Origin of the sequence: Hydrogenophaga sp., from assembly GCF_050182545.1 — a bacterium.
Lineage (GTDB): Bacteria > Pseudomonadota > Gammaproteobacteria > Burkholderiales > Burkholderiaceae_C > Hydrogenophaga.
In genome coordinates this window covers 1-22,207 of the sequence record NZ_JBFXCD010000027.1, presented here as the reverse complement: position 1 = coordinate 22,207, position 22,207 = coordinate 1, and the positions used below count along the sequence as shown (strand labels likewise).

At 67.8% G+C, this 22,207-nt stretch carries 22 protein-coding genes and 1 pseudogene; 15 read left to right on the top strand and 8 right to left on the bottom strand.

Going from position 1 to position 22,207, the window contains the following annotated elements; translation table 11 throughout:
* Positions 1–55: 55 nt before the first annotated feature.
* From aroE to AB7P10_RS19095, 3 genes are read left to right on the top strand one after another with little or no spacing between them, the layout of a single operon-like run.
* Positions 56–880, top strand: coding sequence for a shikimate dehydrogenase (aroE, locus tag AB7P10_RS19105; RefSeq protein ID WP_428295428.1), 825 nt, complete (start codon positions 56–58; stop codon positions 878–880).
* A gap of 41 nt (positions 881–921) precedes the next feature.
* Positions 922–1,386 carry a type II 3-dehydroquinate dehydratase gene (gene aroQ, locus AB7P10_RS19100; protein WP_428295427.1) on the top strand — a complete coding sequence of 155 codons (465 nt, stop codon included), beginning with the start codon at positions 922–924 and terminating at the stop codon, positions 1,384–1,386.
* A gap of 9 nt (positions 1,387–1,395) precedes the next feature.
* Entirely contained in the window at positions 1,396–2,286 is an 891-nt protein-coding gene (locus tag AB7P10_RS19095) for a DMT family transporter (RefSeq protein WP_428295426.1), read from the top strand.
* Here AB7P10_RS19095 and AB7P10_RS19090 read toward each other — a convergent pair.
* A complete protein-coding gene (locus tag AB7P10_RS19090) occupies positions 2,243–3,421 on the bottom strand; it encodes an MFS transporter (protein WP_428295425.1) in 1,179 nt (392 codons plus the stop codon). The genes AB7P10_RS19095 and AB7P10_RS19090 overlap by 44 nt on opposite strands.
* Positions 3,422–3,455: 34 nt before the next feature.
* The gene (gene aroC / locus AB7P10_RS19085; protein ID WP_428295424.1) at positions 3,456–4,556 is read right to left on the bottom strand and encodes a chorismate synthase; all 1,101 of its coding nucleotides are present in this window, start codon (positions 4,554–4,556) and stop codon (positions 3,456–3,458) included.
* A gap of 186 nt (positions 4,557–4,742) precedes the next feature.
* On the opposite strand from aroC, the gene AB7P10_RS19080 reads away from it, so the two are divergent.
* Entirely contained in the window at positions 4,743–5,168 is a 426-nt protein-coding gene (locus AB7P10_RS19080; protein WP_428295423.1) for a cupin domain-containing protein, read from the top strand.
* Positions 5,169–5,570: 402 nt separating this feature from the next.
* Here AB7P10_RS19080 and AB7P10_RS19075 read toward each other — a convergent pair whose 3' ends face one another.
* The 4 genes from AB7P10_RS19075 to AB7P10_RS19060 form a co-directional block, all read right to left on the bottom strand.
* The gene (locus AB7P10_RS19075) at positions 5,571–6,809 is read right to left on the bottom strand and encodes a serine hydrolase domain-containing protein (protein ID WP_428295422.1); all 1,239 of its coding nucleotides are present in this window, start codon (positions 6,807–6,809) and stop codon (positions 5,571–5,573) included.
* 201 nt (positions 6,810–7,010) lie between these two features.
* Positions 7,011–8,045, bottom strand: a complete 1,035-nt coding sequence (locus tag AB7P10_RS19070; RefSeq protein ID WP_428295421.1) for a helix-turn-helix domain-containing protein — start codon at positions 8,043–8,045, stop codon at positions 7,011–7,013.
* A gap of 7 nt (positions 8,046–8,052) precedes the next feature.
* Positions 8,053–9,057, bottom strand: a complete 1,005-nt coding sequence (locus tag AB7P10_RS19065; protein WP_428295420.1) for an alpha/beta hydrolase — start codon at positions 9,055–9,057, stop codon at positions 8,053–8,055.
* Between the two features lie 459 nt (positions 9,058–9,516).
* A complete protein-coding gene (locus AB7P10_RS19060; RefSeq protein WP_428295419.1) occupies positions 9,517–10,173 on the bottom strand; it encodes a glutathione S-transferase in 657 nt (218 codons plus the stop codon).
* 141 nt (positions 10,174–10,314) lie between these two features.
* Between AB7P10_RS19060 and AB7P10_RS19055 the strand changes: the two genes are divergently transcribed.
* Positions 10,315–11,523, top strand: a complete 1,209-nt coding sequence (locus AB7P10_RS19055; protein ID WP_428295418.1) for a polyhydroxyalkanoate depolymerase — start codon at positions 10,315–10,317, stop codon at positions 11,521–11,523.
* Between the two features lie 65 nt (positions 11,524–11,588).
* Here AB7P10_RS19055 and AB7P10_RS19050 read toward each other — a convergent pair whose 3' ends face one another.
* Positions 11,589–12,056: a CBS domain-containing protein gene (locus AB7P10_RS19050; protein ID WP_428295417.1), complete on the bottom strand. Its 468-nt coding sequence runs from the start codon at positions 12,054–12,056 to the stop codon at positions 11,589–11,591.
* Between the two features lie 129 nt (positions 12,057–12,185).
* Here AB7P10_RS19050 and AB7P10_RS19045 point away from each other — a divergent pair, with 129 nt between their 5' ends.
* The 3 genes from AB7P10_RS19045 to AB7P10_RS19035 are packed head-to-tail and all read left to right on the top strand — an operon-like array spanning position 12,186 to position 15,613.
* Positions 12,186–13,496: an O-acetylhomoserine aminocarboxypropyltransferase gene (locus tag AB7P10_RS19045; RefSeq protein WP_428295416.1), complete on the top strand. Its 1,311-nt coding sequence runs from the start codon at positions 12,186–12,188 to the stop codon at positions 13,494–13,496.
* Between the two features lies 1 nt (position 13,497).
* Complete coding sequence (locus AB7P10_RS19040; protein ID WP_428295415.1) at positions 13,498–14,316, top strand: alpha/beta fold hydrolase; 819 nt, start codon at positions 13,498–13,500, stop codon at positions 14,314–14,316.
* A 37-nt stretch (positions 14,317–14,353) separates the two neighbouring features.
* Positions 14,354–15,613 carry a cytochrome P450 gene (locus tag AB7P10_RS19035; RefSeq protein WP_428295448.1) on the top strand — a complete coding sequence of 420 codons (1,260 nt, stop codon included), beginning with the start codon at positions 14,354–14,356 and terminating at the stop codon, positions 15,611–15,613.
* Here AB7P10_RS19035 and AB7P10_RS19030 read toward each other — a convergent pair.
* Entirely contained in the window at positions 15,600–16,841 is a 1,242-nt protein-coding gene (locus AB7P10_RS19030; protein ID WP_428295414.1) for a YihY family inner membrane protein, read from the bottom strand. The genes AB7P10_RS19035 and AB7P10_RS19030 overlap by 14 nt on opposite strands.
* Before the next feature lie 35 nt (positions 16,842–16,876).
* On the opposite strand from AB7P10_RS19030, the gene AB7P10_RS19025 reads away from it, so the two are divergent.
* The 7 genes and pseudogenes from AB7P10_RS19025 to AB7P10_RS18995 all read left to right on the top strand — a co-directional run.
* Positions 16,877–17,329 (top strand): DUF2069 domain-containing protein, encoded by a 453-nt coding sequence (locus AB7P10_RS19025; protein ID WP_428295413.1) that lies wholly within the window; start codon positions 16,877–16,879, stop codon positions 17,327–17,329.
* Positions 17,326–18,756, top strand: coding sequence for an FAD-binding oxidoreductase (locus tag AB7P10_RS19020; RefSeq protein ID WP_428295412.1), 1,431 nt, complete (start codon positions 17,326–17,328; stop codon positions 18,754–18,756). Before AB7P10_RS19025 ends, AB7P10_RS19020 begins: the two co-directional genes overlap by 4 nt.
* Complete coding sequence (locus tag AB7P10_RS19015) at positions 18,753–19,682, top strand: transglycosylase SLT domain-containing protein (RefSeq protein ID WP_428295411.1); 930 nt, start codon at positions 18,753–18,755, stop codon at positions 19,680–19,682. Before AB7P10_RS19020 ends, AB7P10_RS19015 begins: the two co-directional genes overlap by 4 nt.
* Positions 19,679–20,491 carry a thymidylate synthase gene (locus AB7P10_RS19010; protein ID WP_428295410.1) on the top strand — a complete coding sequence of 271 codons (813 nt, stop codon included), beginning with the start codon at positions 19,679–19,681 and terminating at the stop codon, positions 20,489–20,491. The genes AB7P10_RS19015 and AB7P10_RS19010 overlap by 4 nt, the downstream gene beginning before the upstream one ends.
* 25 nt (positions 20,492–20,516) lie before the next feature.
* Entirely contained in the window at positions 20,517–21,437 is a 921-nt protein-coding gene (locus AB7P10_RS19005; RefSeq protein ID WP_428295409.1) for a DMT family transporter, read from the top strand.
* Between the two features lie 4 nt (positions 21,438–21,441).
* Positions 21,442–21,945 carry a dihydrofolate reductase gene (locus AB7P10_RS19000; RefSeq protein ID WP_428295408.1) on the top strand — a complete coding sequence of 168 codons (504 nt, stop codon included), beginning with the start codon at positions 21,442–21,444 and terminating at the stop codon, positions 21,943–21,945.
* A 3-nt stretch (positions 21,946–21,948) separates the two neighbouring features.
* A pseudogene (locus tag AB7P10_RS18995) lies at positions 21,949–22,207 on the top strand (endonuclease/exonuclease/phosphatase family protein); the annotation flags it as partial.

Here is a 22,207-nt window from a genome sequence, read left to right as displayed (position 1 = left end):
GTGGCGAAGCAAGGGGCTTGCGCGACAATGGCGGCTTTCCCACGCCGTGTTTCCCATGACCGACCGCTATGCCGTCCTCGGCCACCCCATTGGCCACAGCAAATCGCCGCTGATCCACTCCCTGTTTGCCCGCGCCACCGGCCAGGACATCGGCTACACCGCCATCGAGGCGCCGCTCGACGGCTTTGTCGATACCGTGCAGCGTTTCCGTGCCGAAGGCGGGCGCGGCGTCAATGTGAGCCTGCCGTTCAAGCTGCAGGCCTTCCAGATGGCCACCGAACCCAGCGAACGCGCGCGCCTGGCGGGCGCGGCCAACTGCCTGAAATTCGACGGCAACGAGCGCATCCAGGCCGACAACTTCGACGGCGTGGGCCTGGTCAACGACCTGCAGCGCAACCTGGCCTGTCCGCTGGCGGGCAAGCGGGTGCTGCTGCTGGGCGCGGGCGGCGCCACGCGCGGCGCGCTGCTGCCCATCGCGGCCGAGCGGCCCGCGCTGCTGGCCGTGGCGAACCGCACGCCCGACAAGGCGCACGCGCTGCGGCACGACTTCGCGGCCCACACCCCGCTGCAGACCGGCGGTTACGACACGCTGGTGGGCCAGGCCTTCGACGTGGTCATCAATGCCACCTCCACCGGCCTCACACAGGACGCCCTGCCCCTGCCCGACGGCCTGTTCGCCCCCGGTGCGCTGGCCTATGAGATGGTCTACGGCAAGGGCCTCACCCCCTTCCTGCGCCAGGCGCAGGCCGCGGGCGTGAGCCGCGTGGCCGACGGCGTGGGCATGCTGGTGGAACAGGCGGCCGAGGCCTTTCTGTGGTGGCGTGGCGTGCGGCCCGACACCCGCGCGGTGCTGGAGCAGCTCACCGTGCCGCTGGTTTAAGCTGCGTCCCGAGTCCGTTCACCTTCTCACGCGAGACAACCATGCCCACCCTGCTGCTGCTCAACGGCCCCAACCTCAACCTGCTGGGCACGCGCGAGCCTGGTCTGTACGGTTCCACCACGCTGGCCGACGTGGAAAACCAGTGCCACGCCCATGCAAAGCGCCTGGGCTATGAACTTGAAGCCTTCCAGAGCAACCACGAGGGCGCGCTGATCGACAAGATCCACGACGCCGGCCGGCGCCACAAAGCCGGGGAAGTCGGCGGCGTGGTGTTCAACCCGGGCGCCTTCACCCACACCTCGGTTGCGATCTTCGACGCCATCAGCGGCGTCAAGCCCCTGCCGGTGATCGAAATCCACATCTCCAACGTGCACGCGCGCGAGGCCTTCCGCCACCACTCCTATGTGTCGCCCGCCGCCGCCGGCATCGTGATCGGCTTCGGCACCGAGGGCTACGCGCTGGCCATCGAAGGCCTGGTCCGCAAGATCGCCGCCGCAGCCCGCTGAGCCCCCACGGTGCAGACGCGCCATTTCGCCCAGCTCGTGGGCCTGTCGGCCCTGTGGGGCGCGTCCTTCATGTTCATCCGCGTGGCCAGCCCGGTCATGGGGCCGCTGGTGCTCGCGGGCTGCCGCGTCGCGCTGGCCGGACTCACGCTGGCGTTCATCATGCGCGGCCTGCGGCAGGACTGGCCCTGGACGCACTGGCGCGAACTGCTCGTGCTCGGCGGCCTGTCGGTGGCCGCGCCCTTCCTGCTGTACGCCTTTGCCGCTCTGCGCCTGCCGGCCGGCTACAGCGCACTGCTCAACACCACGGCTGTGCTGTTCGGCACCCTGGCCTCGGCCTGGTTCAAGGAAGACACACTCACCACGCGCAAGCTGCTGGGCTGTCTCTGCGGCTTTGCGGGCGTGGCCCTGATCGTCCAGCTCGGCCCGGTGCGCCCCGACGCCACCACCCTCGCCGCCGCGCTGGCCTGCGTCACGGCCGCGGCCTGCTACGGCTGCGCCACGCCCTTGATGAAGCGTGCCACCACGCGCATGCAGCCACTGGCGATCGCCGCCGGCATCCACATGGCCGCCATGGTGCTGGTGCTGCCGGGTGCCTTCTGGGCCTGGCCGCAGGCCCGGTTCACGCCGGAGGCGCTGGGCGCCGTGCTGGTGATGGGCGTGGTCACCTCGGGCCTGGCCTACTGGGCGCACCTGCGCATCATCCGCCACGTCACACCGGTCGCGGCCATGAGCCCTGCGTTCCTGATCCCGGTGTTCGGCGTGACCTGGGGCCACCTGTTCCTGGGCGAGGAACTCTCGCCCGGCATCTTCGCCGGCGGCGCGCTGGTGCTGCTGGCCACCGCGCTGGTGACGGGGTTCAACCCGCTGCGGCGCTGGCTTTCTGCCACGCCCTTGCCCTGAGCGCGCACAGGCAGGCCACCACGGCGCAGGCCGACGACAGCCAGAACACGCTGGCCAGCCCCAGCGCCGAACTCAGCAGCCCGCCGGTGAGCCCGCCCACCACCCCGGGCAGGCCGTAGCCCACCACGGCGTAGAGCGCCTGCCCACGCCCGCGCAAGCGGCCCGGGAAATGCTGCGACAGCAGCGCGATGCACACCGTGTGGTGCGCGGCGAAGGTGATGGCGTGCAGCGCCTGCGCCAGCAGCAGCACCGGCAGCACCAGCGGCAGGCCCGCCGTGAGGCCCATGCGCAGCGCCATCAGCGCGGCCGCGAGCACCAGCCAGCCCGGCAGCGACAGCAGCGGCAGCCAGCGGCCCTGGGTGAAGAACCAGCCGATCTCGATCACCACCGACAGCGCCCAGAGCAACCCGATCACCGTCTTGCTGTAGCCCAGCGCGTCCAGGTAGAGCGAGAAAAAGATGTAGATGAAGATGTGCGCGAGCACGTGAAAGAACACGGCGGCAAAGAACCAGCGCACCGGCGGCTGGCGCAGCACCGGGCCCACCGGCTGAGGGTGCTCGCTGGCGTGCGCGGGTTCGCGCACGTCGGGCAACAGCCAGGCGCTGAGCGCCACGGCCGCCAGCGTGCCCAACGTCCAGGCCGGAAAGTGCGCCATGCCGAAGCGCTCGAACCAGAACCCGGCGGCCACCACGGTGGCCAGGAAACCCAGCGACCCCCACAGGCGCACGCGGCCGTAGCGTTTCGCGTCGAATGCGCCCTCCCGGCTCACCAGGTGCGCCAGCGCGGCTTCGCTCATGGGCATCATGCCGCTGGTGTGGCTGAACATGAGCAGCAGCACCACGAACAGCGCCACGCCGCCCGCGTCGAACCACAGGCCCAGCGAGAGCAGCAGCGCGGCCGTGGCACCGTAGCGCAGCAGGCGCACGCGCTCGCCGGTGCGGTCGCTCAGCGAGCCCCAGAGGTAGGGTGCGAACAGGCGCGTGGCCGACTGCACCGAGGTCAGCACGGCAATGGCAATCAGCCCGAAGCCCAGTTCCTTGAGCCACAGCGGCAGGTAGGGGTTGAAGAAGCCGATGTGCGCGAAGTAGCTCGCGGAGAGCAGCGCAAACGGAATGAGCGGGCGGCGCTCGGCCATGGCGCGGGCCAGAGGCGGGGCGCGGGGCGCAGGCTCAGCCGCGCGCCCGGGCCGCGATGTCGGGCGTGGGCAGTTGCACGTCGCCGCACTGCGCGCGGTGGCGCAGCGCGTGGTCCATTACCACCAGGGCCAGCAGGGCCTCGGCAATCGGCGTGGCGCGGATGCCCACGCAGGGGTCGTGGCGGCCCTTGGTGATGACCTCGGTGGGCTGGCCGGTGGTGTCGATGGTCTCGCGCGGGATCAGGATCGAGCTGGTGGGCTTGATCGCGATCTGCACCTCCAGGTCCTGCCCGGTGCTGATGCCGCCGAGCACGCCACCGGCGTTGTTGCCATGGAAGCCTTCGGGCGTGAGGCTGTCGCCGTGCGTGCTGCCCTTGTGCGCCACGCTGGCGAAACCGGCGCCGATCTCCACGCCCTTGACGGCGTTGAGCCCCAGCATGGCGTAGGCGATGTCGGCGTCGAGCCGGTCGTACAGCGGCTGGCCCAGGCCCACCGGCATGCCCTGCGCGGTGACGCGCAGGCGCGCGCCACACGAATCGCCGCTCTTGCGCAGCTCGTTCATGTAGGTCTCGATGGCGGAGACGTCGGCCACGGGCGCGAAGAAGGGGTTGTTGGGCACGTGGTCCCAGCTCTCGAAGGGAATCACCAGTTCGCCCACCTGCGCCATGTGGCCGCGGAAGGTGGTGCCGTAGCGTTCCTTGAGCCACTTCTTCGCCACCGCGCCGGCGGCCACGGTGGGCGCGGTCAGTCGTGCCGAGCTGCGACCGCCGCCGCGCGGATCGCGAATGCCGTATTTCTGCCAGTAGGTGTAGTCGGCGTGGCCGGGGCGGAAGGTCTGCAGGATGTTGCCGTAGTCCTTGCTGCGCTGGTCGGTGTTGCGGATCAGCAGGGCGATGGGGGTTCCGGTGGTCTTGCCTTCGTACACGCCGCTGAGGATCTCCACCGCGTCGGGCTCGTTGCGCTGGGTCACGAACTTCGACGTGCCGGGGCGGCGGCGGTCCAGGTCGACCTGGATGTCGGCCTCACTCAGCGCCATGCCCGGCGGGCAGCCGTCGATCACGCAGCCGATGGCCGGGCCGTGGGATTCACCGAAGTTGGTGACGCAAAACAGGGTGCCGAAGGTGTTGCCGCTCATAGAAGCGCGATTATCCCCGAGTGCCCCCGGGCAAGCTTTGAAGCACTCTGGTGCGCGGCCGGGCCAGTCTGGTGCGAAAAACCCGTTCGCCTGGCGCCGCGCAGGCCGCGGCACGACGGGAACATTTCGTGCTTTGTGCTGCAGCGCAGCAGATGGTGGCTGCGAATCCCCAGAAAGGAGCGTCTCATGCTCGACCGAACCTCCACCCTGTTCTCGCACGTCAAGGGCGGCGAAGGCGACTACGTCAGCGGTGGCCTGCGCGATTTTTTCCTGTACCGCGACCTGGGCATCGCCGCCGCCACGCACGGCAAGGTGATCGCCCACCTGGTCAAGGCCAACATGCCGCCGGAAGAAGGCACGGGCTGGCACCGCCACGAGGCGGATTTCCAGATCGTGATCATGCTCAAGGGCTGGGCGCGCTTCATGTACGAAGACAAGGAAACCCTGGTGGAAGCCGGCGACTGCGTGCACCAGCGCCCGGGCATCCGCCACTACCTGTTCGACTACTCGCCCGACATGGAGTACTTGGAGATCGTGTCTCCAGCAGACTTCAAGTCGATCGATGTGGAGCCGGTCTGCGAGATTCCCAAGCCGACGCCTTGGACGTCTTGAGGTTCTTCACGCCCGCGTTTGTGGCGGTTGTCAGGCGAGGGGCTGTGGGTGGGGTGGCTTCGATGCCGTGCCCCTTCGGGGTCCCCTGCGATGCTCGAATGGCCGGCACGGCACAGGCGCCACCCCACCCACAGCCCATCGCCTGACGAGTACGGTATTGGCAGAGCAGGGTTTTGGGAATGCGTACTTTGGGCCCGAAGAAGACCTTCGCTGGTGGATGGACCCAACTCGCGGACGGCTTCCGATCAACTCCCGTGCAATCTACCCCGCCGGACGGTCCGTTCGGTCGAAAGCCGACACTCACCCGCGCGCCGGATGTCGAACGGCCCGACTTCACAGCCGATCAGCAACGAGACCGCGATGATCCCGGTTGCTGCCTCAAGCGGTGCGGCCTTGTGCCTCTCATCGGGCGCGAGGCTTTGCGTGTTGATAGGTTGCCTTTTCCATCTCAAGGAAGCCCGCTACCGAGGTCGAATCGGCGAACGGGAAGATCTGGGTCGCCCAATACCCGCCGATGCCGTTCGCGCGATCGATCCAGTAGTACAGGTTAGCGAGGCCCGCCCATGAGAGGGCACCAGCCGGCCGACCCGTGGGTGCTTCTTCCTCGTTGATCATGAACGTGAGTGCCCAGGTCTTGGGCATGCCGGGGAAGAACTCGGCGTCATTGGACAGCCGTGGCCTCGACACGGGCAGGATGGACGCAGCCGTCTTGGTCGCATCGACCCCGGGCAGCATCTTCACGTGCATGCCCTTAGGCAAATGATTGCGGGATGCCATCTCGACGGTTTCCGGTCGCAGGATCTGCTCTCCGCTGTCGCTGCGTCCGTCGTTGAGCCACATGCGGATGAACTTCACATAGTCCGACGCGGTCCCGTAGAGGCCGTGCCCGCCCATGTGGACCTCCGGATCCTGCGGCAAGGTCACCCCGTTGAGCGGAACGAGCGAACCATCGCGATCCTCGCGCGCGTGAATCGTTGCTTGCCGGGACTGCATGGAAGGGGTCATCGTGAAGGCGGTGTCAGTCATCCCGAGCGGACCGAGAACCCTCGATTGCATGACCTCGCCGAGCCGCTTGCCCGTAATGCCCTCGAGCACCATGCCGGCCCAATCGATGTTGCTCCCATAGGACCACTGCTCGCCCGGATCAAACAGAAGTGGCGTCTTGATCGACTTCCAAGATGCGTCGACCACCCAGGGCTGGCCCTGTTCGTTGGCGAGGCGGGTGTACGTCTCGTTGAAGAAGTCGTAGCTGAAGCCGGCTGTGTGTGTGAGCAGGTGACGCGTCGTGATGTCGCGCTTCGGTGGGCGCAGCCTGGGTTGCCCGTCGTTACCGAAGCCCTCGATGACCATGATGTCGGCAAGTTGGGTCGCGTACTCCTTCGCAGGCGCGTCGAGGTCGAGAAGCCCCTCTTCCACCAGTTGCAAGCAAGCCGTTCCTGCGATGGCCTTGGTGGTCGAAAATATCGCGCACACGGTGTCGGGTTCAAACGACTCGCCGGTTCCGGTGTTGCGGACACCGCGCGCGCCTTCGTAGATCGTGCCGCGGCGGTCGGTCACCGCCGCCGATACCCCGGGCACGCGGGGTGTGCCTGTCGTCACGCCATCGAGAACGGCGTCGATTGCTTTCGTCAGTTCGGTCATTCTTGTCTCCGTGTTGTTGAACCACCGCCACAGGCCAAGTGCCGGAGCGCGGAACGTCGGCGTGAGGTCGGTGCGATGACCCCGCCCAACGCGTCTCCGGCGGCGAAGTGTGGCAACGAGAAGATAGCAACACACCGGGTGGCCAGTAACCGCCGACCGGCGCGCCTGGAGGGACCGAATCCCGCCATTTGGCGGTTGAGACTAGCGACTGGTGGGCGGTGGCATGTCCAGCGCCGACGAATGCCGAACGCGCCAGGCGAGGAAGGCGAGGCCGACGCGGGTTCGGCCGATTCCGTCGAGTGGGTCGAACGACAGCAAGTCGCGAATGGTCTCCAGTCTCGCCTGCATTGTGTTGTGGTGGACACCGGCAATGCGAGATGCGTCACGGATAGACGCGGAGCGAAGCAGCGCATCCAGAGTTCGGACGGCCCACGGATGCTGCATGACGCCTTCGAGTTCCTCGACATCGAGCAACGGTCGATCGACAGAGCACTGGGCGAGCAGATCGATCAGACCGCCATAGTCGTCTGCGACGACGACTGGTACTTCTGGCACAGCGCACAGGCGCAAGCTCACGAGTGCTGTCGCCAGCGATCGGTGGAGGTCGTCGATCTCCGCCGCCACCCCGATCCCGCAGGGGCTGGCTTCGATGTGTTTCACCTCGGCGCGCAGTACGCACACGTGCAGCGGACCGTAGCGGGTGTGGACAACGTCTTCCAGCAGGTCGCGGTGTTGCTTCCATGTCGCGAAGAGCGGCAAGGTGGCAACGCGGTACTTCAAGTGCGGCGCCAATCCGAGTTTGGCAGCCGTCGCGTGGCGATGCTCCACGGCAACGTTGGCGTCGAGCAGATCGCCGAGCCGACGCAGTGGATCGTCCGCCTGGTGCCCGCTGCGGATGGCCAGCGCAAGTGCGAGGCGCTCGAGGATCATCGCATCGTTTACATGGGCTGGCCCCTCCCGCTCCAGCCACACTGTCATGCCGTTTGCTGCCAGGGAGCCTTCTCGCGGCGCTGAGGCGCTTCCCTTCAGGGTCTGCCCGTCCGGCGCGACGCGGAGCGTGCGCTCTGATTGATGCCCGGCGAACCCCGCTACACAGCCCGAAAGCGAGGCTGCTGCCCCGAGCAGCCCCTGGATGTTGACGCCACCTCGAACCAATTCGTCGAAGCACGCGATGATCCTCAACGCCAGGCTGGCGTTGGGGTCAAGGGCCTTCAGTCGAGCCAGCAGTTCCTGCATACATTCCTCAATCGGCCAACACGCGCGACATCCATGCACTGCGCGTGGCGATCATTCCACGTGACAGTGCGGTATGCGGCGCGAAGATGTCGAACGCATGGAACCCACCCGGCCACACGTGAAGCTCGGCCTGCCCGCCGGCATTCCACAGGGCGTCCGCATAGGCCACGGTTTCGTCGCGAAATATCTCGGCGCTACCGACGTCGAGAAACGCGGGCGGCAGGTCGCAAAGCTCAGTTGCACGAGCCGGAGCGGCATACGGCGACACATCCGGACCACCGCGCGCTTCGCCAAGCAGCGCGCCCCAGCCAGTCTCGTTGCTCACGCGATCCCAGACGCCGATGCCATCGAACTGAAGCGTGGACTTCGTGATGCCGCGGTCGTCCAGCATGGGATAGTCGAGCAGCTGACCGCACAGGCGGGGACCGCCCCTATCGCGCGCCGCGAGGGCTGCACCGGCCGCCAAACCTCCCCCTGCGCTGGCGCCCGCGATCAGCAGGCGATCGAGGCGCACGCCGAGCGACTCCGCATGCAATGCCATCCATTCCAGCGCCGCGTACACATCTTCCCGCGGATAAGGGTCGCGATACTCTGGCGCCAGGCGGTACTCGATCGACACGAGCACGACGCCGAGCTGTTCGACGAAATCGATCATCCGGTCCAACCCACTGAACCGATCGCCGAACATCAGACCCCCGGAATGCACGAAAAGCACACCGGGACGCTGCCCGGAGGCGCGCTGGTGACGGAAGACAGACGCCTTGAGAGGGTGACCCTCGTAACCCTCGAAGACGCGTTCCTCGCAGCGGATGTTTCGCCCGCCGATCAGCGTTTCGAGAGGCGGCCCTGCGTACGACACCCGCATGAAGTCGATCAGGTCGCTGGTCACAGTCGGCGGGAACATTCCGCCCACGATCGCCAAGCCTGCGCGCAGTTCAGGATCAAAGGTCGGTCGGTCGAGCCGCGCTTGTCGGCCCGCCCCCTCGACCACCCCCTGGGTGAGCTCCTTCATCTCGGGTTCCTTCACGAACGTCTGCTTGTGGCTAAGTCACGCTGAAGATTGAGCGCGCCTCTTTAAGTGAAAGCCCAAATTACCTGTTTCGGAGAGAGGATTCTCCGGCACTTCCCGAAGGACCGGTTGTGGCCGATCTGCGACATCGTAGCCGACACCCAACGGCACCTCACCGGGTAGCCAACCAGCGCCTCTGCCGAGGGCCTGGGCCATGGGCTGGGGGGCGCCTGTGCGCTGGCGAGGCGCGCAGGGTGTGCGGCTGCGCGCGCAGCGCGCTTCGTTGACTGACTTGCGGCAGCTGTCTGAGCGGAGTGGGCGCAGCCCAGGCAGCGAGTTCTGCCGCGGGCCGCTCACCCGAGCACCGCAGCGAACCCCTTGCGCAGCAAGGGGCAGCGCACCAAAGCCCCCTGGCCCATGGCCCAGGCCCGCGGCCCGCCAACCCACCACCGAATGAATGACTCAGAACTCCGCGTCCAACTCGTCGATGTCGTCAGGCTCCGCCTCCGCAGCAGAAACCCATTCCTTCATCGCCGGCAAGGCCATGATGGTGTCGCAATACGCCACGCAGGCCTCGCTGATCAGCACCTCGTAGGTGATGAAGCGCGTGACCACGGGCGCGAACATGGCGTCGGCGATGCAGGGCTTCTCACCGAACAGGTAGGGGCCGCCGTAGCGCTCCAGGCATTCGAGCCAGATCGCCTCGATGCGGTCGACGTCGGTCTGCGCGCGCGACCAGAGCTTGAAGCCCGGGAACGAGGCCTTGATGTTCATGGGCAGCGACGAACGCAGCGCCGAGAAGCCGGAGTGCATTTCGCCGCAGATGGAACGGCAGTGCGCGCGCGCCGCGCGGTCAGCCGGCAGCAGCCCGGCCTTGGGCTTGATTTCATTGAGGTATTCGCCAATGGCCAGCGTGTCCCACACGTGCACGCCGTCGTGCTCGAGCGCGGGCACGCGCATCGAGGCCGACAGCAACAGGATCTCGGCCTTCATGGCCGGGTCGTCCGGGGGGATCACCTTTTCGGTGAAGTCCAGCTTCGCCAGGCGGGCCATGAGCCAGCCGCGCAAGGCCCACGCGCCGTAGTTCTTGCTGCTGATCGTGAGTACCGCTTTGGCCATGGTGGGCATGCTCCTTTGGAAGGCAGGGGCACAGCAAGGGCTGTGCCATCGCTGTGCGCCACCTGCGCACCGGCTCGGTGCACCGAGGGTGCTGGCCCGTTACTTGCCTGCAGTGCGACACGTTGTCCCAGGAAAGAAACCATGATGTATCAGGCCTACCAGCTCCAGTCCGACCTGATCTCGCCGCTGCGGCTGGCCGCCCAGCACCTGAGCGCCGCGCTGTGGCTGCGCGAGACCGAAGGCAGCCTGGTGCGCAAGGTCGCTGCCGCGTGCGACGTGATCTCGCGCCTGCGGTTGACCCACACGCGCCCGCCCTACGGCATCCATTCGGTGGCGGCTGGCGGGCGCGAATACGCCGTGACCGAGGAAACCGTGCTCACCCTGCCCTTCGGCGCGCTGCTGCGCTTTCGCAAGGAAGGCGCCGAGCCGCAACCGAAAGTGCTGCTGGTGGCGCCGCTCTCGGGTCACTTCGCCACGCTGCTGCGTGAAACCGCGCGCACGCTGCTGCAGGACCACGACGTCTACATCACCGACTGGCACAACGCGCGCGACGTTTCGCTGCGCCACGGCGCCTTTTCGCTCGACGACTACATCAGCTACATGATCCGATTCACGGAAGCCGTCGGCCCGGGCGCGCACATGGTGGCCGTCTGCCAGCCCTGCGTGGCCGCGCTGGCCGCCACGGCCCTGATGGCGGAGGATGACAACCCGGCCCAGCCGCGCAGCCTGACGCTCATGGCCGGCCCGGTGGACTGCCGTGTCAACCCCACCGAGGTCAACAAGCTGGCCACCAGCAAGCCCATCGACTGGTTCGAGAAGAACCTGATCAGCCACGTGCCGTTCCCGCACGCCGGCATGATGCGCCGCGTCTACCCCGGGTTCGTGCAGCTCACCGCCTTCATGAGCATGAACCCGGACCGCCACAAGCAGTCCTTCCGCAACATCTACGACCACCTGGCCGCCGGCCGCACCGAGGAGGCCGGCGTGATCCAGGCCTTTTACGAGGAATACCTCGCGGTGAACGACCTGCCGGCCGAGTTCTACCTGGAGACGGTGGAGAAGGTGTTCCAGACCTACGACCTGCCGCGCGGCGTGCTCACCTGGAAGGGCCGCACGGTGAACCCGGCGGCCATCCGGCGCACCGCGCTGATGACGGTCGAGGGCGAGCGCGATGACATCTGTTCGGTGGGCCAGACGGTGGCTGCGCAGGACCTGTGCAGCAGCGTGCGCCCCTACCGCAAGACCCACCACGTGCAGACCGGCGTGGGCCACTACGGCGTGTTCAGCGGCCGGCGCTGGAACGAGCAGATCTACCCGCGCCTGCGGCAGGTCATCCACGAATCGGAGTGACCCCTTGCAGCGCTCATGAGAAACGCCCCGGCATGCGGGGCGCTTTCTTTTGGCCGGGGGGGCGTTCAGGGGAAGTTCGGCTCGCTCTTGCCGGTTTCCTCTTCGGGCCAGTCTCGGATGTAGGCCTTGAGCATCTTGTTCTCGAAGTTCTGGCTGTCGACCACGGCCTTGGCCACGTCGTAGAAGCTGATCACACCCATGAGCATCTTGTTGTCCATGACCGGCATGTAGCGCGTGTGCCGCTCCAGCATCATCGGGCGCACCTGCTCCAGCTCGGTTTCCGGCGTGCAGGTCATGGGGTGGTCGTCCATCACCGTGCGCACGGTCTTGCCGCCCAGCGTGCCGCCGTTTTTCGCCAGGGTGTGGATGACTTCGCGGAAGGTGAGCATGCCGACGAGGTCGCCGTGCTCCATCACCGCCAGGGAGCCGATGTCGAACTGCGACATGGTTTCGATCGCGCGTTCGAGCGATTCCTGCGGCTGGATGGTGTAGAGCGTGCCGCCCTTGACACGCATGATGTCGCTGACTTTCATGGCCGTTCTCCTCGGTGTCTGTGTGTCTCCAGCGGGGCTGGCGTTCGTGCAATATAGCCCACAATCACGCAAACACCCACGCCCCGGCGGCGGGTCGTTACCGCATCCATCGCACAGGAGACACCCCCCATGCCCGGTTATTCCGACCCCGGCTTCGACACGCTCGCGCTGCACGCGGGCGCCGCCCCCGACCCCAGCACCGGCGCGCGCGCCGTGCCGATCCACCTCACCACGTCGTTCGTTTTCGAGTCCAGCGACCACGCCGCCGCGCTGTTCAACCTGGAGCGCGCCGGCCACGTCTACAGCCGCATCAGCAACCCGACCAACGCGGTGTTCGAGCAGCGCATGGCCGCGCTGGAGGGCGGCATCGGCGCGATTGCCACCGCCAGCGGCCAGGCCGCGCTGCACCTGAGCGTGGCCACGCTGATGGGCGCGGGCTCGCACATCGTCGCCAGCACCGCGCTCTACGGCGGCAGCCAGAACCTGCTGCACTACACCATGCGCCGTTTCGGCATCGAGACCACCTTTGTCAAACCGGGTGACATCGACGGCTGGCGCGCGGCCGTGCGGCCGAACACGAAACTGCTGTTTGGTGAAACCGTGGGCAACCCGGGTCTGGACGTGCTGGACATGCCCACCGTGGCGCAGATCGCGCACGAGGCGGGCGTCCCCCTGCTGGTGGACTCCACGCTCACCACGCCCTACCTCATCAAGCCCTTCGAGCACGGTGCCGATCTGGTCTACCACTCGGCCACCAAGTTCCTCAGCGGCCACGGCACCGTCATCGGCGGCGTGGTGGTCGACGCCGGCAGTTTTGACTGGGAACGCTCGGGCCGGTTTCCCGAGCTCACCGAGGCCTACGACGGCTTCCATAACATGGTGTTCAGCGAGGAAAGCACGGTGGGCGCCTTCCTGCTGCGTGCCCGGCGCGAAGGACTGCGCGACTTCGGCGCCTGCATGAGCCCGCACAGCGCCTGGCTGATCCTGCAGGGCATCGAAACACTCTCGCTGCGCATGGACCGCCACATGGGCAACACCGAGAAGTTGGTGCAGTTTCTCGCCAGCCACCCGCTGGTGGGGCGCGTGGGCCACCCGCTGCTGGAGAACCACCCGAGCCACGCGCTGGCCGAAAAACTGCTGCGCTTCGGGGCGAAGGGCGCGGGCTCGGTGTTCAGCTTCGACATCCAGGGCAGCCGCGCGCAGGGCAAGGCCTTCATCGAGGCGCTGAAGATTTTCAGCCACCTGGCCAACGTGGGCGACTGCCGCTCGCTGGTGATCCACCCGGCCAGCACCACGCACTTCCGCATGAGCGACGAGGCGCTGGCCGCCGGCGGCATCGGCCCGGGCACGATCCGCCTGTCCATCGGGCTGGAAGATCCGGACGACCTGATCGACGACCTGAAACGCGCGCTGAAAGCCGCTGAGAAAGCGGGGGCCTGAGATGTACCAGCAAGTCAACGGGGCCTCCACCTACTGCTACACCGGCGGCAAACCATTCGACGCCGCCAAACCCACCGTGGTGTTCATCCACGGCGTGCTCAACGACCACAGCGTCTGGATCCTGCAGAGCCGCTACCTCGCCCACCACGGCTGGAACGTGCTCGCGGTGGACCTGCCCGGCCACTGCAAGAGCGAAGGCGAGGCGCCCGCCTCGGTGGAAGCCGCGGCCGACTTCGTGGCCGCGCTGCTCGACGCGGCGGGTGTCCAGAAGGCCGCGCTGGTGGGCCACAGCTGGGGCTCGCTGATCGCGCTGGAGGCGGCGGCGCGGCTGCAGGACCGCGTGAGCCACCTGGTGCTGGTGGGCACGGCCTACCCGATGAAGGTCTCGCCCGCGCTGATCGAAGCCTCGCTCAACGAACCCGAGAAGGGTTTGAAGATGATCAACGTGTTCTCGCGCAGCACCCTGGCCGCACCGCCCTCGGCGCTCGGCCCGGGCACCTGGGTCTATGGGGCGAGTCTGGCACTGGGCCGGCGCGTGCTGCGCAGCAACCCGAAGGTCAACGTGTTCCACCGCGGTTTCGTGGCCTGCGACAGCTACGCCGGCGGCGAGGCGGCCATGGCGCGGATCACCTGCCCGGTGTTCTTCGTGCTCGGCGCGCAGGACCAGATGACGCAGCCGCGCGCGGCGCAGGGCCTGATCGCCGCCGCGCGCGCCGCCGGCAAGGCGGTGAGCACGGTGGCGCTGCCGGTGGGGCACCACCAGATGACCGAGGCACCGGACGCCACGCTGTTCGCCATCCGCGAGTTCCTCGCGCGCTGAGAGCGACTACACCGTGACGATCCCGATCACCCCGCCCATGACGGCGGCCCGCGCGCAAGCCATCGCGGCGGCGTTCGACCTGCGCGCCCTGCCCGCCGATTTCCTGGCCAATCCGTACCCGGTGTACGCGGCGCTGCGCGAAACCGAACCCGTGCGCCGCATGCCCGACGGCTCGGTGTTCCTCACCCGCTGCGCCGACCTGATGGCCGTGTACCGCGACGCCCAGGCGTTCAGCTCAGACAAGCACGTGGAGTTCGCGCCCAAGTACGGCGCCGGCTCGCCGCTCTTCGAGCACCACACAACCAGCCTGGTGTTCAACGACCCGCCGCTGCACACCCGCGTGCGCCGCCTCATCATGGGCGCGCTCACGCGCCGCGCCATCGCGGAGATGGAGCCCGGCCTGATCGCGCTGGTGGACCAGTTGCTCGACGAGATGGCCGCGCGCGGCGGCGGCGACCTGATCGAGGATTTCGCCTCGGCGATTCCGGTGGAGATCATCGGCAACCTGCTGGACGTGCCGCACGGCGACCGCGGGCCGCTGCGCGCGTGGTCGCTGGCCATCCTGGGCGCGCTGGAACCCACGATCACGCCGCAGCAGCAGGCGGCGGGCAACCAGGCCGTCACCGAGATGCTGGCCTACCTGCGCACGCTGGTGGTGGCGCGCCGGCAGCGCCCGGGTGACCCCGAGCGCGACGTGCTCACGCGCCTGATCCAGGGCGAGGCGAACGGCGAGCAGCTCAGCGAGGTCGAGCTGCTACAGAACTGCATCTTTCTGCTCAACGCCGGCCACGAGACCACCACCAACCTGATCGGCAACGGCCTGATCGCGCTGCAGGAGTTCCCCGAAGCGCGCGTGCGCCTGCAACACACCCTGCAGGCCTGCGCAGGCGACCCGGCAGCGGAAGAAGCCGTGCTCGGCCGCGCGGTCGACGAGTTCCTGCGCTTCGAGTCGTCCAACCAGCTGGGCAACCGGCGCGCGGTGCAGGACACCCAGGTGGGCGGTGTGGCACTGCCGGCGGGCACGCTGGTGACGCTGTGCATCGGCGCGGCCAACCGCGATCCGGCGCAGTTCACCGACCCCGAGGTGCTGAACCTGGAGCGCGAGGGCAACAAGCACCTGGCCTTCGGCTTCGGCATCCACCAGTGCGCGGGCCTGAGTCTGGCGCGGCTGGAAGGCCGCATCGCCATCGGCCGCTTCCTGCAGCGCTTTCCGGCCTACCAGCTCACGGCCGCGCCCACGCGCGGCGGGCGTGCCCGCTTCCGGGGCTTTCTGGCGGCGCCGTTCAGCGTGGATTGAGCGCGGGCAGCGCCTCGGTCACCGTCATGCGCGCCCAGTGGCTGCCGAACCAGAACTCAGCCGTGTGCGGCTGCTGCACCAACAACAGTCGTTCCAGCAGCGGCGCCATGAGCGTGACGGTCGGGTCGATCAGCAGCACATAGCGCTCGCCGTCCTCGTCGAGCCGCCCGAGCCAGTCCAGCGCGACCAGCGCGGCCACCGGTTCCTCCAGCTGCAAAGGGTCCACGCGCAGCGTGTTCGCCAGCGACTCCAGGCTCCGGCCCCTGTGCTCGGTGTGCTGCGCCGCCTGCAGCTCGGCGAGCAGTTCCAGGGCCAGCTGGAAGCTCCAGCCCGGTGTGTCACCGCGCCGCGCGACGCCCGACAGCAAGCTGGGCAGGTAAGCGGTTACCACCGCGCCCAGCAGCACGATCACCCAGGCCAGGTAGATCCACACCAGCAGGATGGGCACGGTGGCGAAGGTGCCGTAGACCAGCGAGAAGGTGGGCACCTGCTTGAGGTACCAGCCCAGCGCGTTCTTGGCCAGTTCCAGGCCCACCGCCACGAACAGGCCGCCCAGCAGCGCATGGCCCCAGCGCACCCGCGTGTTGGGCACGTAGCGGTACAGGGCCGCCAGGCCGCCCGTGACCAGCACGATCTGCAACGAGTCGAACAGCAGGCGCAATGGCGCGGGCAGCCGGTTCATCGAGCCGCCCGAGGCACCCAGGGCGTACGAGGTCACCGCCACGCTGCCCGCCAGCAGCAGCGGCCCAAGCGTGAGCACGGCCCAGTAGACCAGCACGCGCTGGGTGAAGGGTCGCGACTGGCGCACACGCCAGATGTCGTTGAGCTTGCGGTCGATCGTGAGGATCAGCGCCAGCGCGGTAAACAGCAACACCAGCGCGCCGGCCCAGCCCATCTGGCCGGCCTTGGCCGCGAACTGGTTGAGGTAGGTCAGCACCTGGCGCGCGATGTCCTCGGGCACCAGACTCTCGACCAGCGAGCGCTGCAGGGTGCGCTGCAGGCGGTCGAACATGGGAAAGGCGCTGAAGATGGCCAGCGCCACGGTGAACAGCGGCACCAGAGAGATGGTGGTGGTGAAGGTCAGGCTGCTGGCGGTGATGCCCAGCCGGTCTTCGCGAAAACGCTCGCGCAACGTGATCGCGGTGTTGCGCCACGGAAATTTGAGCGCGTCGTGCCACAGCGCGCGCACCAGGGTTTCAAGGGCCCGCAGGCGCTCGTTCAGGGTCATCCCGGTATCATGCCACCTGCCTTTCACACGCCCCCATGCCCTCTTCCTCTTCCCCCTTCGCCTCTCCCGCCGACGCCGTTGGTCCATCCGGCTCCGACCAGGCGGTGCGCGGCACGCGCTGGCTCGCGGTGGCCAGCCTGCTCGGACTGATCGTGCTCGGCCTGGCCTGGGAACTCTGGCTCGCGCCGCTGCGCGAAGGCGGCTCCTGGTGGGCCATCAAGGTGCTGCCGCTGACCCTGCCGCTGGCTGGGCTGCTGAAAAACCGCATGTACACCTACCGCTGGGTCAGCCTGCTGGTGTGGCTGTATTTCACCGAAGGCATGGTGCGCGCGACCAGCGAGTCCGGCCCGTCCATGTGGCTTGCGATGCTGCAGGTGCTGCTGTGCGTGGCGCTGTTCGTGGCCTGCGCGCTGCACGTGCGCATCCGCCTGCGCGCCGCCGGCAAGGAGGCCGTGGCGGCGGACGTGGCCCGCACCGCACGCCCATGAGCACGCTACTGCTGGCCGCTTTGCGGGAGGCCGTCGGGCCGGCCCAGGTGCTCACGCACGACGATCCGGCCGCCGACCTCAGCGCCTGGGAACAGGACTGGCGCCAACGCGCCCGTGGCCGCGCGCTGGCCGTGGTGCGCCCCGGCAGCGCCGCCGAAGTGGCCGCCGTGGTGCGAGCCTGCGCCGCAGCGGGTACTTCCATCGTGCCGCAGGGCGGCAACACGGGGCTTGTGGTGGGGTCGGTGCCGGACGTAACCGGCACGCAGGTCGTGCTCAGCCTCACGCGCATGAACGCCGTGCGCGCCATCGACGCGGCCAACCTCACCCTCACGGTCGAGGCCGGCTGCGTGCTGCAGAACGTGCAGGAAGCCGCCGAAAAGGCCGGCTTCCTGTTTCCCCTGAGCCTGGCGGCGCAAGGCAGTTGCACCATCGGTGGCAACCTGGCCACCAACGCCGGCGGCACGCAGGTGCTGCGCTATGGCAACGCGCGCGAGCTCTGTCTGGGCCTGGAGGTGGTGACGGCGCAAGGCGAGGTGTGGCACGGCCTCAGCGGCCTGCGCAAGGACAACACCGGCTACGACCTGCGCGATCTGTTCATCGGCAGCGAGGGCACGCTGGGCGTGATCACGGCGGCCACGCTCAAGCTCTACCCCTTGCCGGCCGCGCAGCTCACCGCCTGGGCCGCCGTGCCCACGCTGGAAGCCGCCGTGGCCCTGCTCGGCCTGGCGCACCGGCACCTGGGCGCCGGCCTGACCGGGTTCGAAGTCATGGGGCAGTTTGCGCTGGGGCTGGTCGACCGGCATTTCTCCGCGCTGCGCGTGCCGCTCTGGCAGGACAGCCCGTACTGCGTGCTGCTGGAGAACAGCGACAGCGAATCCGAGGAACACGCGCGGGCCCGCTTCGAGCGCCTGCTCGAAACCGCGCTGGAAGATGGCCTGGTGAGCGACGCCGTGGTGGCCGAGAGCCTCGCGCAAGCGCGCGGCCTGTGGCACATCCGCGAAAGCATTCCGCTGGCGCAGGCCGAGGAAGGCCTGAACATCAAGCACGACATCAGCATCCCGGTCTCGCGCATCCCGGCCTTCTGCAACGATACCGACGCCTTGCTGCAGCGTGAGATGCCTGGTGTGCGGCTGGTGAATTTTGGCCATCTGGGCGACGGCAACCTCCACTACAACGTGCAGGCACCCGCTGGCGCCGATGCCAAAAAATTCCTGAACGAGCAGGAAGCGCGCGTGAACGCGCTGGTTTTCGATGCGGTGGCGCGCTACGATGGATCGATCAGCGCCGAGCATGGCGTGGGCAGCCTGAAGGCGGCCCACTTGCCCCATTTCAAGGACGCTGTGGCGCTGGGTCTGATGCGGTCCGTCAAACAGGCGCTCGACCCCCAGCAGATCATGAACCCCGGCCGCGTTCTCGTCAGCCCATGAAAGTCCACCCCCTCGCTTCCTTGCTGCTCGCCTGGGTGCTCTGCGCCACGATGCCGGTGCACGCGGCAGAGGCTGACGAGCCCCGTGCTTGGCGCGAGCAGGCACGGGTACTAGAGCTGGGAGAAGGCGTGGCGCGCGACACCGATGCCGCCATAGCGCTGTACTGCCGCGCCGCGCTGGCCGGTGACGTGTATTCGGCCTACAAGCTGGGCTGGCTGTATGCCCATGGCCGTGGCACCCCGCGCCATGACGGCTACGCGGCCCACTGGTTCGCGCGCGCAGCGCTGCTGGGTGACGCGCATGCCGAGATCATGTTCCAGCGCCTGGGCACGCCGGCCGACACACCCGACTGCGTGCGCAACGCCGAACGCGCCAAGCAACAGCGCGCCGAGGCACTCGCCGAACAGGAAAAACGGGCCACCGAGGACCTGGCGCTGCTCACACGCTACCGCGACTGGGTGAACACGCCCGAACAGCAGCGCATCATGAAGATCGTCTACAGGCTGGCGCCGCAGTTCGGCATCGAACCCGGTCTGGCGTACGCGGTGATCAAGGCCGAGTCGAACTTCAATGCGAACGCCGTTTCAGACAGGAACGCGCAGGGGCTGATGCAGCTCATTCCCGAAACCGCCGCGCGCTTTCGCGTGCGCAAGCCCTTCGACCCCGAGCAGAACATCCGCGGCGGCCTGTCCTACCTGCAGTGGCTGCTGGCCTACTTCCAGGGCAACGTGCCGCTGGTGCTGGCGGCCTACAACGCCGGTGAAGGGGCTGTGGAACGTTTCAAGGGCGTGCCTCCCTATCCCGAGACCCAGGGCTACATCAAGCGCATCCAGCAGGTCTTTGCCCTGCAGCACCACCCTTTCGACAAGCGCATCACGCCGCCGTCGCCCGTCCTGCCTGCCATCGTTTCCGCCCGCCTTCCATGACCGACCGCCCCATCCGCTCCCAGTACGAAGACTTCATGCGTCACGTGTTCACCACGGGCGTGCAGAAAACCGACCGCACCGGCACGGGCACCACCAGCGTGTTCGGCCATCAGATGCGCTTCGACCTCAACGAAGGTTTTCCGCTGGTGACGACCAAGAAGGTGTTCACCAAGGCCATCATCGTGGAGCTGCTGTGGTTCCTGCGCGGCGACAGCAACGTGAAATGGCTGCAGGAGCGCGGCTGCACCATCTGGGACGAATGGGCGCGCGAGGACGGCGACCTGGGTCCCGTGTACGGTGTGCAATGGCGCAGCTGGCCCACACCCGATGGTGGCCACATCGACCAGATCGCCGAGGTGGTCAAACAACTCAAGACCAACCCGGACTCGCGCCGCATCATCGTGAGTGCCTGGAACGTGGCCGACCTGGGGAAGATGGCGCTCATGCCCTGCCACGCCTTCTTCCAGTTCTATGTGGCCGAAGGCAAACTCAGCTGCCAGCTCTACCAGCGCAGCGCCGACATCTTTCTGGGTGTGCCCTTCAACATCGCCAGCTACGCGCTGCTGACCCACATGCTGGCCCAGCAGTGCGAACTGGCCGTGGGCGAATTCATCTGGACCGGTGGCGACTGCCACATCTACAGCAACCACCACGAGCAGGTGCAGACACAACTGGCGCGCACGCCGCACCCCTTCCCGACGCTGCGCATCAAGCGCCGGCCGGCGTCGATCTTCGACTACGAGCTCGACGACTTCGAGATCCTCGACTACCAGCACCATCCCGCCATCAAGGCCCCGGTCGCCGTATGAGGCTTGCCGCACCGGTGCATTGCGCGTGATCAGCCGCCGCCAACTCTGGGCGCTGCTCGCGCTCACGCTGATGTGGGGCGTGAACTGGCCCATGATGAAGCTCTCGCTGCAGGAGCTCACACCGCTGTATTTCCGAGCCAGCACCATGCTGCTGGGCGCGGCCTGGCTCTTCGTCTACGTGCAGCGCCGCGGCGAGCGCATGTGGCCGCAGGGGCGCGAGTGGCTCACCATCGCCTGGCTGGCGCTGCCGAATGTGCTGGGCTGGCACACCCTGTCGATCTTCGGGGTGCAGGAACTGGCCTCGGGCCGGGCGGCCATCATCGGCTTCACCATGCCCATCTTCACCGTGCTGCTGGGCGCGGCCTTCTTCGGCGAGCGCGTCACGCCGCGCGTGCGCCTGGCCGTGGTGGCCGCGGCCATCGCCATCGGCCTGCTGCTGTGGCATGAATTGCAAAGCCTCAGTGGCCGGCCCACGGGCATTGCCTGGATGCTGGGCGCCGCGGCCTGCTGGGGCTTGGGCACACTGACCTTCAAGCGCTCTCACTTCACGCTCTCGCCCATGGTGGTCACGGTGTGGATGCTGCTGCTGGGCAGCGCGGTGGTCTGGGTACTGGCGATCGCAATCGAGCCGGTGCCGGCCCCAGCGCGCTTCAGCCTTGTGATGTGGCTGGCCCTGGCCTACGGCGTGGTCATCAACTACGGCGTGGCCCAACTGATCTGGTTCGGCCTGGCGCGCCACCTGCCGCCGGCCACCAGCGCCATGAGCATCATGGCCATCCCGCTGGTGGGCACGCTCAGCGCGACCTTGATCGTCGGCGAGATCCCGCACTGGCAGGACTGGCTGGCCATCGTGTTCGTGATGCTGGCCATCGCCAGCGTGCTGTGGCCCGCGCGGCCGTCTGCCCCGCCCGCGTCGGCCCTGCCCACCGGGCCAGCGGCACAATAGGCGCATGCCAGCCTCCTCACCCCGCATTCATCTGATCTACGCGCGCGCCGCCAACGGCGTGATCGGCAAGGACAACGCCCTGCCCTGGCACCTGCCGGAAGACATGGCGCACTTCAAGCGCCTCACGATGGGCTGCCCGGTCATCATGGGTCGAAAGACCTGGGATTCCCTGCCAGCAAAATTTCGCCCGCTGCCGGGGCGGCAGAACATCGTGGTCACGCGCAACACCGCCTGGCAAGCCACTGGCGCGCAGCGTGCCGGCTCGGTGTTGCAGGCCGTGGCGCTGTGCCCGCCGGACTCGGCTGTCTGGGTGATCGGTGGCGCGCAGATCTACGCGGCCGCCCTGCCGCTGGCGCAGCGTGCGCAGGTCACAGAAATCGACCAGCGTTTCGAGGGCGATGCATTCGCGCCTGAACTGGGCTCCGAGTGGCAGGAAACCGCGCGCGAGGCCCACATCGCCGCCAACGGCCTGCCGTTTGCCTTCGTCACCTACACCCGGAAGATCTGAACCATGCAACTGGCCACCTGGAACATCAACTCGCTCTCGGTGCGCCTGCCCCAGGTGCTGGACTGGCTGGCCGCCAACCCGGTCGATGCCCTGGGGTTGCAGGAGCTCAAACTGGTGGACGAAAAGTTTCCCTTCGATGCGCTTCGCGAAGCGGGCTACCACGCCGCCGCGTTCGGCCAGTAGTCCTTCAACGGCGTCGCCATCCTGAGCCGCACACCGCTGCGCGAGGTGGTGCGCAACATTCCGGGACACGCCGACGAGC

Bases quoted from the DNA above. Each gene is read 5' to 3' on its own strand.
- aroE (WP_428295428.1), top strand. From the start codon at position 56: ATGACCGACCGCTATGCCGTCCTCGGCCACCCCATTGGCCACAGCAAA.
- aroQ (WP_428295427.1), top strand. From the start codon at position 922: ATGCCCACCCTGCTGCTGCTCAACGGCCCCAACCTCAACCTGCTGGGC.
- AB7P10_RS19090 (WP_428295425.1), bottom strand. From the start codon at position 3,421: ATGGCCGAGCGCCGCCCGCTCATTCCGTTTGCGCTGCTCTCCGCGAGC.
- aroC (WP_428295424.1), bottom strand. From the start codon at position 4,556: ATGAGCGGCAACACCTTCGGCACCCTGTTTTGCGTCACCAACTTCGGT.
- AB7P10_RS19080 (WP_428295423.1), top strand. From the start codon at position 4,743: ATGCTCGACCGAACCTCCACCCTGTTCTCGCACGTCAAGGGCGGCGAA.
- AB7P10_RS19075 (WP_428295422.1), bottom strand. From the start codon at position 6,809: ATGACCGAACTGACGAAAGCAATCGACGCCGTTCTCGATGGCGTGACG.
- AB7P10_RS19070 (WP_428295421.1), bottom strand. From the start codon at position 8,045: ATGCAGGAACTGCTGGCTCGACTGAAGGCCCTTGACCCCAACGCCAGC.
- AB7P10_RS19065 (WP_428295420.1), bottom strand. From the start codon at position 9,057: ATGAAGGAGCTCACCCAGGGGGTGGTCGAGGGGGCGGGCCGACAAGCG.
- AB7P10_RS19060 (WP_428295419.1), bottom strand. From the start codon at position 10,173: ATGGCCAAAGCGGTACTCACGATCAGCAGCAAGAACTACGGCGCGTGG.
- AB7P10_RS19055 (WP_428295418.1), top strand. From the start codon at position 10,315: ATGATGTATCAGGCCTACCAGCTCCAGTCCGACCTGATCTCGCCGCTG.
- AB7P10_RS19050 (WP_428295417.1), bottom strand. From the start codon at position 12,056: ATGAAAGTCAGCGACATCATGCGTGTCAAGGGCGGCACGCTCTACACC.
- AB7P10_RS19045 (WP_428295416.1), top strand. From the start codon at position 12,186: ATGCCCGGTTATTCCGACCCCGGCTTCGACACGCTCGCGCTGCACGCG.
- AB7P10_RS19040 (WP_428295415.1), top strand. From the start codon at position 13,498: ATGTACCAGCAAGTCAACGGGGCCTCCACCTACTGCTACACCGGCGGC.
- AB7P10_RS19035 (WP_428295448.1), top strand. From the start codon at position 14,354: ATGACGGCGGCCCGCGCGCAAGCCATCGCGGCGGCGTTCGACCTGCGC.
- AB7P10_RS19030 (WP_428295414.1), bottom strand. From the start codon at position 16,841: ATGACCCTGAACGAGCGCCTGCGGGCCCTTGAAACCCTGGTGCGCGCG.
- AB7P10_RS19025 (WP_428295413.1), top strand. From the start codon at position 16,877: ATGCCCTCTTCCTCTTCCCCCTTCGCCTCTCCCGCCGACGCCGTTGGT.
- AB7P10_RS19020 (WP_428295412.1), top strand. From the start codon at position 17,326: ATGAGCACGCTACTGCTGGCCGCTTTGCGGGAGGCCGTCGGGCCGGCC.
- AB7P10_RS19015 (WP_428295411.1), top strand. From the start codon at position 18,753: ATGAAAGTCCACCCCCTCGCTTCCTTGCTGCTCGCCTGGGTGCTCTGC.
- AB7P10_RS19010 (WP_428295410.1), top strand. From the start codon at position 19,679: ATGACCGACCGCCCCATCCGCTCCCAGTACGAAGACTTCATGCGTCAC.
- AB7P10_RS19000 (WP_428295408.1), top strand. From the start codon at position 21,442: ATGCCAGCCTCCTCACCCCGCATTCATCTGATCTACGCGCGCGCCGCC.